Here is an 8,563-nt window from a genome sequence, read left to right on the forward strand (position 1 = left end):
GCACCCGCCTGCGCAGGTGCCGGGAATGCGGGTCGGCTGGGCGAGCGACCCCGCTTTCGGTCCAGTCGACCGCGACGTGACCAGCACCGTCGTGGCCGCAGCCGAGGCGTTGCGCGACCTGGGATGTGTCGTCGAAGCCGCACCGTTGGAGGAACTGGCGAGCGTGGACGCCACCGCGCTGAGCACCGTGTTGTTCACCGCGGAGGTCGTGCCGTACTTCCGCCAGGCCGTCGCCGGACGCCAGTCGCAGGTGCACACGCTCATTAAGCGGACGATCGCCGCACCGGAGGCCACGACGGCCGACTACGTCGCCGCGCTGCAGCAGGTCGAGGCTCTCAGCGCCCTGTTCGCCCGATACTTCGAACGCTACGACGCGCTGCTGTGCCCGGTCTGCCCCGTCCCCTCCCAGCCGCATGCCCGATCGAAGTTCCAGGTCGGGGACGTGACCGTCCCGGCACGGGGCATCATGCGGGCGACCGTGCCGTTCAACCTCACCGGTCTGCCCGCGCTGTCACTGCCGTTCGGGACCAGCACCGACGGGTTGCCGATCGGGGTCCAACTCGTCTCCCGCCCGTACGCCGAGGCGACCATCCTCACCCTGGGCGCCGCACTCGAGGCCGTCAGCCCAGTCCGCCACAAGCACCCCAACCTCCACTGACGCGCCCTATACGCCCCCGCGCAGGCCAGAGAACGCCGCCCCAGACCATGATCGCGCTACGCCCGACGCGCGAGTCCGCGCCGATGAGTCCGCCGTCGGTCGATGGTCATAGTCGGTGACGTCGAAAGAGAGACGCAGCCTGCCAGCGCCACCGCCTTCAGCGACCGTTCCAGCAGACCGGCGACGTCGATGACGCGGTCGCCGATGCGCGCCGTATTCCTTCTGCGTGAGCTGCGATTAGATCGTCACTACCACCTTGCCGCGCGGATGCCCTTCCGTCAGATGGCGGACGGCATCCGCTGCCTCCTCCAACGGGTAGGTCCGGTCAATGGCGGGTGTGAGCTCGCCCTTGTCCGCCATCTCCTTCAGCGCCATCAGGTCGTCCTGCTTGGTGACCGCGAGCAGCCACGCCAGCCGCTGGCCGGTGAAGGGCCCGAGCGCCAGGGCCTGGACGTTCCTTCCCATGCCGAGCCACTTCCCGCCCTCCTCGCCGCCGACGAGCACCAGCGTGCCCTTCGGGGCGAGCATGCGGCGCAGCGAGGACAGCGGGCGGTTGCCCGCGCCGTCGAGGATGAGGTCGTAGCGGCCGTCGCCGGTGATGTCTCCGAGCGTGTAGTCGATGACCTCGGTGGCGCCGAGCGAGCGGAGCAGGTCATCCTTGCCCGGGCCGCAGACTCCGGTCACCTCGGCGCCGAAGTGGGCGGCGAGCTGGACGGCGAAGGTGCCCACGCCCCCGGACGCCCCGATCACCAGCACCTTCTGGCCCTTGCCCAGCCTTCCCTTGTCCCGTACCGCCTGCAGCGCGGTCACGCCGGAGATGGGGATCGCGGCGGCCTGTTCGAAGCTCATCGTCGCGGGCTTGGGTGCGATCTTGGACTCCTTGGCGACGGTGTACTCGGCGAACGAGCCGGGACCGACGCCGAACACCTCGTCGCCCGGTTCGAAGCGCGTGACCTTCGAACCGACCGCTGCGACCACCCCGGCGACGTCCCAGCCGCGGACACGCTGCCTCGGCCGCCGCAGCCCCATGCCCAGCCGCACCATGTAAGGAATGCCGGTCATCAGATGCCAGACGTCCGGCCCGACACCGGCCGCGTGCACCCGGATCAGAACCTCGGTGTCGCGCGGCTCAGGACGGTCGATGTCGCTGAGCCGGAGTACATCTGCCGAGCCGTAGGTGTCCTGAATGATCGCCCTCATAGCGGGAGTGCACATCAGAACGGCCCCCTCCGCAATGGGAAAGGACCAGACAGTTCATGAACTCTCGGGCGTCACGCATGACGACGGACTGACGGGCGGTCTCAGCTCACCCCGTGCCGGTCGTCCGATGGGCCGGTCAGCTCTGTCCAGGCGGCGGTCAGCCGGGCAATCACCTCGGTCAGCACGCCCGGGGGGAAGGTGTATGGCAGGCGCAGGTAGCTGTCGTGGGCGCCGCTGGCGTCCATGTTGGCCACTGGGACGACTTCGACACCGTGCCGCAGCGCCACCTGGGCGAACGTGCGCGCCCGGACGGGACACGCCAGGTTGCCGGACCACGCGGGTGCCGCTGCCGCGCCGGCTGTCGACGATCCCGAGCCCGCGCAGCTCGTCGTAGGCGTTCACCACGGTCGCCCGGCTGACCGCCAGCACCGAGGCCAGACCGCGTTCGGACGGCAGCCGCTCGTCGGGGTACAGCGACCCGTCTTGTACGGCTCGCTGGAGGGCGCGGGCGAGCTTGCGGTACAGCGGACCCGGCCCGTTCATCCAATCGCCCAGGATCTCCGCCAATTCGCCCGGATCGCAAAAGCGGTCCACCTGCGGCCTGATTGGCCCGGGTTCGCCAGCGTTCATGGCGTCAGGCTAGCCGCAGAGCCGCAACCGGCAGCCGACCTCAGAGAACAGGACAGGCCATGACCACCCTTCTCGCCTTCGCCGCGGCGTCCATCGCGCTCATCGTGATCCCCGGTCCGAACGGGATCTACATCATGACCCGCAGCGCCGCCCAGGGGTACCGGGCGGGCCTGGTCTCGGCGCTCGGTGTCGAGACCGGCACGCTGGTGCACATCGTGTTCGCGGTGCTCGGCGTCTCCGCGCTCATCGCGGCCTCGCCCGTCGCGTTCAGCGTCCTGAAGTTCGCCGGCGTCGGCTACCTGCTCTACCTGGCCGCGCGCACCGTGCTGCGGACGTCCGGACCGGACCTGGGGGCCGGGGTCAAGCCGGTCCCGCTTCGGCGCACCGCTACGGCTACGCCGTCGGCGGCATCTACCTGACCCTGGCCGCCTACGCCGTGGCCGCCTGAGAACCTGGAGGAATCACCATGACGACACCGATCCGGCTCTACATGTCCATGTCACTCGACGGCTTCATCGCCGGCCCCGACGACAGGCCCGGGCAGGAACTCGGCCGCAACGGCGGGCGACTGTTCAACTGGCTCGACCACCGGCTGTCGCCCGGGCCCAGCGGGCAGGTCTACGCTGAGGCCCTGGCGACCGGGGCCATTATCTCGGGGCGTCGCACGTTCGAGCTCGCCGGCCGCTGGCAGGGCGACCACCACGACGGCGTACCAATCCACGTGCTCACCCACCATCCCGACGACGACGTGCCATCGGACAACACCAGGTTCTTCACCGACGTCGTCGCCTGTGCGGACGAGGCCCGCGCCGCATCGGGCGACCGCGCCGTGATGGTGCACGGCGCGGGAGCGGCCCAGGCGCTGCTCCAGGCGAACCAGCTCGACGAGCTGGAGATCCATCTCGTTCCGGTCCTGCTGGGAGCGGGCCGCAGGCTCTTCGGATCCGGCGACTCCGAGCACGTCGAACTGGAGCTCGTCCGCCAACTCCAAGGCGAAGGCGTAATCCACCTGCGCTATCGAGTCTTGAAGTAGGTTCGACCGGCGGAGTTGGCAGGTCAGGGGGCATCGCGAAGAGGTCCAGCAGCGGATGGTCGTCACTGCTCCGCGAGAGAAGCACCCAGGCCTATAGAGGCGTCGAATCCACGAGCGGGACCGAACGGATCGCCGAACGCGGTGGGAGCGGGCGGGAGCGGCACGTCCGCGGGCAGCAGGCTGAAGCGTTCGCATCGGCCGCCAGCTCGGTCAGTGGCTTCGGTTCCGGCCCGTTCGCCGGGGGGCCACGGACATCGCCCTTCCCGTTCAGCACGACCCGGTAGATCGCCGGGTAGTCGACCCTGTTGCCGTTGACGGTGGTCTGGTTGTGCGCGCCATACATGACCACATTCCGGCCGACGGCGATGCGGGTCGGCCGGAACCCGAACGAGGGGACGAGTCTCAACGATGCGCGGATCGAGTTCTCGATGTTCGCCCGTCCCTGAACGGGGATGGTGGCGGCCTCCCACAGGGTCGCGTTCTGGTCCCACATCTCCCCGTAGACAGCGACCCGCCTGTCCAGGTCCGCCGCATCAGGCGTCTCAGGGGTGGTGTAGGTGGGCATCGCCCCAAACCGCGTCTGCCGGTCGATGAACGTCTGGGCAGCGAGTGTGATAGCGCCCTCGGTCACCGGCGGGTCATCCGCCTGAGCCGGGACGGCAAGAACCACTGGGACGGCGGCCATGATGACGGCCGTGAGGGCCCTGATCGGGCGCATGGTCACTGGCACTCCTCGCAGGTGAGATCGGTCATGCAAAAGACGATCATCAGCCTGCCGGACAGACCATTGAAGACCGATTACGTGACAGGTAATCCACCTCGACACATCCCACGAGCTCTGGCCTATGCACACAACCGTTGCGCAATGACCTCATCTACCCAGCCCACAAGGTCCCGGCAGAAGAGCTACACCCTAACTACTGCACGACTCCGAAGCGTTCGCCACCAAGGCGGTCACGGTAGCCCGCGCCCGCCGCGAAGAGCGACGCACTGGACCGGGAACTGCGCGACCTACGCGAGCGGCACGTGCGCAGTGAACAGACGACCACGCAGCTGAGCTCGACCAACGCGTTCCTCGCCGCGGAACTGGACCGCGTACGCAGTATTGACGTGCGGAAAGAGGGTCAAAGTCGCCCGTTCCCGCCGACGCATCTTCGGGTTGCCTCCCAGGCCCTGGAGGGACGTCTGATGCGTCGGAGACTGCCAGTTAGCGTTGAGCTCGGCACAGCACCACGGACCGGTTGCGTGGTGCACCTCGCCGATGAGTCTGGTGTCGGTCGATGGTCATAGTTGGCGACGGCCGGCGGACCAGCAAGGAGCAGCACATGGTGATCATCGCAGGGCAGATCGTTGTCGATCCTCAACAGCGTGAGTCCTATCTGGCAGGCTGTGTGAGCGTGGTGGAACTGGCCCGCCGCACCTCGGGCTGTCTCGACTTCGCCATCACCGCGGACCTGGTGGATGCCGGGCGCATCAACATCTTCGAGCGGTGGGAGTCGCAGGATGCCGTCGAGGCGTTCCGAGGCGATGGCCCCAGCGATGAGCAAGGCACCGCGATACTTGCCGCCGCGGTTGCCGAATACGACGTCGCGACGGTGCGCTCACTGAGCGAATCGTGACTGGCGATTGGCGCGCTCACGCCAGGGCACCGCTCCACGGTGTACGGCTTGCTGGTCGCCGTCGCGCTGGCGGCCGCGGCGTCTGCCGGCGGTTTGGCGGGTTCCACGCTGGTGAAGTCACCCGCCCAGGTCGCCGCCGAGGCCGCGCCGCCGCCCGCCTCTGTGTTGACGGCACCGGTGGTGCGCAAGGTGCTGACGACCTCGCTGGTCATGCGGGGGTCGTTCAGCACCGGCCGCCGGTTCACCTTCACGCCTGGGTCGGTGGCCGCAACCCGCAACGGACCGGGCGCCAACGTGCTGGTCATCACCGACCTGCGCACCCGCGAGGGCGCGTCCGTGCCGCCGGGCCGGGTGCTGCTGGAGGTGTCCGAACGCCCCGTTTACGCCCTGCCCGGCAGGTTCCCCGCCTATCGCGACCTGATGCCGGGGCAGACCGGCAAGGACGTCGCCCAGCTGCGATCCGGCCTGGCGCGACTCGGCTATGCCAGCCACGACCGGCCGGGCTACTTCGGTCCCGGCACCGAACGCGCCGTCACCCTGTTCTACCGTGCACTGGGATATCCGGTCCCGGTCACCGGAGGCGGTGCTGGGCAGGATTCGGGCGGCGGGGCCACGCCCCGGTTGAACGCAGCGCCTTCCCCGTCCTCGACGGACAGGCCCGGCCCGCGGCCCACGCCGCGGCCCCGGCCGATGGTGCCCAGGTCCGAGGTCGCGTTCCTGCCGGAGCTGCCGGCCCGCGTGGTCAAGCTGTCGGCCCGGGTGGGCGACACCGTTCCCGACGAGCTCATCACGTTCACCACCGGAGGTCTCTCGCTCATCGCCAAGCTTCCCCCAGAGAACGCCGGTCTGGTGAAGGCCGGTATGAAAGCGGAGGTCACCGCTGAGACGACGGGTTTCGACGGCTCCGGCACCGTCTCCTCCGTCAGCGGCAGGATCCGCGGGCAGCGCGAGGGCGAGACCCCGTATCTGCCGGTGCGGATCGACGGCGACGAACCGTGGCGGGCGGACCTGCTGGAGGAGGACGTGCGCGTCACCATCACCACCGCCAGCAGCGAGAAGGCGGTGCTGGCGGTTCCCGAAGCAGCGATCACCTCCACGGCCGACGGCCGCACGACGGTCACCGTTCGTACCGCCGCCCAGCGGGAGCGGCTGGTCGAGGTCCGCACCGGGGCGTCGGCGGGCGGCATGGTGGAGGTCTCCCCGGTCGGCGGCGAGCTCGGACCGGGCGATCTGGTGGTGACGGGCAGGTGACGTCCGGGCCCGCCACCGAGCGCCCGCCGACCGCCCCGGCGGTGATCCGGCTGCGCGGGGTGTCGCGCACCTATCCAGGGCCGCCCGAGGTGACCGCGCTGCGTCCGGCCGACCTCGTCGTGGCACGCGGCGATTACGTCGCAGTCGTCGGCCCCTCCGGCTCGGGCAAATCCACGCTGCTCAACCTGCTCGGGCTGCTGGACAGGCCGAGCACCGGCAGCTACGACCTCGACGGCGTCGACGTGGGGGCGCTGGCCGAACGCGACCGCACCGCGCTGCGCGGCAGCCGGATCGGCTTTGTCTTCCAGACCTTCCACCTGCTGCCGCACCGGACCGCGGCCGAGAACGTCATGCTCGCCCAGGTCTACAACGGCACCGCGCGGGCGCGGCGCCGGCCGGCCGCGGTCGCCGCGCTGTCGCAGGTCGGCCTCGGCCACCGGATCGACTCGCTGCCCACCACACTTTCGGGCGGGGAGTGCCAGCGGGTCGCGATCGCGCGGGCACTGGTCAACGCCCCGGCGCTGCTGCTGTGCGACGAGCCGACCGGCAACCTCGACTCGGGCAACGCGGCCCGCCTGCTCGACCTGCTCGACGCCCTGAACGCCGGCGGGCTCACCCTGGTGGTCATCACCCATGCCGCAGAGGTGGCCGACCGCGCCCAGCGAGTGATCAGCATCAAGGACGGGACCCTCTCCAAAGCCCGTACGCGGGAGGAGCGATGAGGATGCGGCCTCGCCGGGTGGTCCCTGAGCGGTCGGTCCTGGGGCCGGTCGACCTGGCCGCCGAGGCGCTCGCGGGCATGCTGCAGCGGCCCGGCCGCTCTCTGCTCACCATGCTGGGCACCGTCCTGGGCGTCGGCGCCTTCGTCGCGGTGCTGGGACTGACCTCGACCGCCACCGGGCAGATCGGTGCGCGCTTCGACGCCCTGCGCAACACGACCGTTGTGGTGAACGACGCGGGCACGAGCCGGGAACCTGGGCCGGTGGGCTTCCCGTCGGACGCCGACGCCCGCATCACGGCGCTGAACGGCGCGACGTCCGCCGGTGTCTGGTGGATGGTGCCACTGCGCCGCCCGATCATTGGCGCCACGGCCACCGTGACCGCCGGCTCGCACGCCAACGCCGGCGACGTACCCGTACTGGCCGCCTCCCCCGGCCTGTTCGCGGTGACCGCGCCGGCCATGCGCAGCGGAACCCTCTTCAACCGCTCGCACGAGCACCGCCGCGCGCAGGTGGCGGTGCTCGGGGCGGCGGCCGCCCGCCAGCTCGGCATCGCCCAGCTGAACGCGCAACCCGCGGTGTTCATCAACGGCCTGCCCTTCACCATCGTCGGAATCATCGACGACGTCGCCCGCGTACCGGACCTGCTGATGGGCATCACCGTGCCGCGGAGCACCGCCGAGCGGCTGTTCCCCCCGCCCGACCCTGGCAGCCGCCCGGCCCAGATGGTGATCCAGACCGAGCGGGGCGCCGCGCAGCTCGTCGCCCGCCAGGCGCCGGTGGCCCTGCGCCCGGACGCGCCGGCCCGGCTGCGTGCCGTCCCGCCGCCCGATCCACGCAGCCTGCGCGACGAGGTCGACACCGACCTGGCAGGCCTGTTCCTAGCGCTGGCCGGAATCAGCCTGGTCATCGGCGCGGTCGGGATCGCCAACACCACCCTGGTCGCGGTGCTGGAACGGGTCCAGGAGATCGGCCTGCGCCGGTCCCTGGGCGCCCGGCCACGGCATGTCGCCGTCCAGTTCCTCACCGAATCCACGGCGCTGGGTCTGCTGGGCGGCCTCATCGGCACCGCGGCAGGGGTCGGCGCGGTGCTGGCGGTGGCGATCGTCAGACAGTGGACAGCGATCCTGGAACCCGCCGCCGTCCTACCCGGCCCGGTGATCGGAGCGCTCGTCGGCATGGTCGCCGGAGCGTATCCGGCGATACGCGCCGCGCGGATCGAGCCGCTGGAGGCACTCAGGCGCTAGGGCCAAGACGCCAGCCCGATCGCCGAGCCGCGGTGTCCGCCCGGACACCCGGAACCGTAAGGGGGAGGGGAGGCCCCGGTCCTCATCGCATCAGATGATGTAAGAACCGACTTGGCGGCGTTCTTTGGAGGACAGCAACTCCAACGGCAGCAGCGGGATCGCCTCTTGGTTGGCCGCCAGGTAGCAAAGCAGCACCAGCGCGCTGC

10 protein-coding genes and 1 pseudogene are annotated in these 8,563 nt (G+C 70.3%); 7 read left to right on the forward strand and 4 right to left on the reverse strand.

Features of this window, described 5'->3' with window-relative positions:
• Positions 1-658, forward strand: a 658-nt coding sequence (locus F8566_RS49400; protein WP_318836487.1) for an amidase family protein, incomplete at its 5' end; no start/stop codon positions are given.
• 237 nt (positions 659-895) lie between these two features.
• Here F8566_RS49400 and F8566_RS49405 read toward each other — a convergent pair.
• The 3 genes and pseudogenes from F8566_RS49405 to F8566_RS52105 all read right to left on the reverse strand — a co-directional run.
• Positions 896-1,858 carry an NAD(P)-dependent alcohol dehydrogenase gene (locus F8566_RS49405; RefSeq protein WP_151571440.1) on the reverse strand — a complete coding sequence of 321 codons (963 nt, stop codon included), beginning with the start codon at positions 1,856-1,858 and terminating at the stop codon, positions 896-898.
• A gap of 101 nt (positions 1,859-1,959) precedes the next feature.
• A complete protein-coding gene (locus F8566_RS52100) occupies positions 1,960-2,145 on the reverse strand; it encodes a hypothetical protein (protein ID WP_225994242.1) in 186 nt (61 codons plus the stop codon).
• Between the two features lie 58 nt (positions 2,146-2,203).
• Positions 2,204-2,488, reverse strand: a pseudogene (locus F8566_RS52105) (GntR family transcriptional regulator); the annotation flags it as partial.
• A gap of 59 nt (positions 2,489-2,547) precedes the next feature.
• Between F8566_RS52105 and F8566_RS49415 the strand changes: the two are divergent.
• Entirely contained in the window at positions 2,548-2,907 is a 360-nt protein-coding gene (locus F8566_RS49415) for a LysE family translocator (protein ID WP_151571442.1), read from the forward strand.
• Between the two features lie 47 nt (positions 2,908-2,954).
• Positions 2,955-3,521: a dihydrofolate reductase family protein gene (locus tag F8566_RS49420; RefSeq protein WP_151571444.1), complete on the forward strand. Its 567-nt coding sequence runs from the start codon at positions 2,955-2,957 to the stop codon at positions 3,519-3,521.
• Between the two features lie 91 nt (positions 3,522-3,612).
• On the opposite strand, the gene F8566_RS49425 is transcribed toward F8566_RS49420, so the two are convergent.
• Positions 3,613-4,239, reverse strand: a complete 627-nt coding sequence (locus F8566_RS49425; protein WP_151571446.1) for a hypothetical protein — start codon at positions 4,237-4,239, stop codon at positions 3,613-3,615.
• A gap of 607 nt (positions 4,240-4,846) precedes the next feature.
• Between F8566_RS49425 and F8566_RS49430 the strand changes: the two genes are divergently transcribed.
• The 4 genes from F8566_RS49430 to F8566_RS49445 are packed head-to-tail and all read left to right on the forward strand — an operon-like array spanning position 4,847 to position 8,357.
• The gene (locus F8566_RS49430) at positions 4,847-5,140 is read left to right on the forward strand and encodes a putative quinol monooxygenase (RefSeq protein ID WP_151571448.1); all 294 of its coding nucleotides are present in this window, start codon (positions 4,847-4,849) and stop codon (positions 5,138-5,140) included.
• 39 nt (positions 5,141-5,179) lie between these two features.
• A complete protein-coding gene (locus F8566_RS49435) occupies positions 5,180-6,391 on the forward strand; it encodes a peptidoglycan-binding protein (RefSeq protein WP_192810298.1) in 1,212 nt (403 codons plus the stop codon).
• Positions 6,388-7,113 (forward strand): ABC transporter ATP-binding protein, encoded by a 726-nt coding sequence (locus F8566_RS49440; protein WP_151571452.1) that lies wholly within the window; start codon positions 6,388-6,390, stop codon positions 7,111-7,113. Before F8566_RS49435 ends, F8566_RS49440 begins: the two co-directional genes overlap by 4 nt.
• 2 nt (positions 7,114-7,115) lie before the next feature.
• Positions 7,116-8,357 carry an ABC transporter permease gene (locus F8566_RS49445; RefSeq protein WP_225994240.1) on the forward strand — a complete coding sequence of 414 codons (1,242 nt, stop codon included), beginning with the start codon at positions 7,116-7,118 and terminating at the stop codon, positions 8,355-8,357.
• Positions 8,358-8,563: the final 206 nt, after the last annotated feature.

This window comes from Actinomadura rudentiformis, from assembly GCF_008923185.1.
GTDB lineage: Bacteria > Actinomycetota > Actinomycetes > Streptosporangiales > Streptosporangiaceae > Spirillospora > Spirillospora rudentiformis.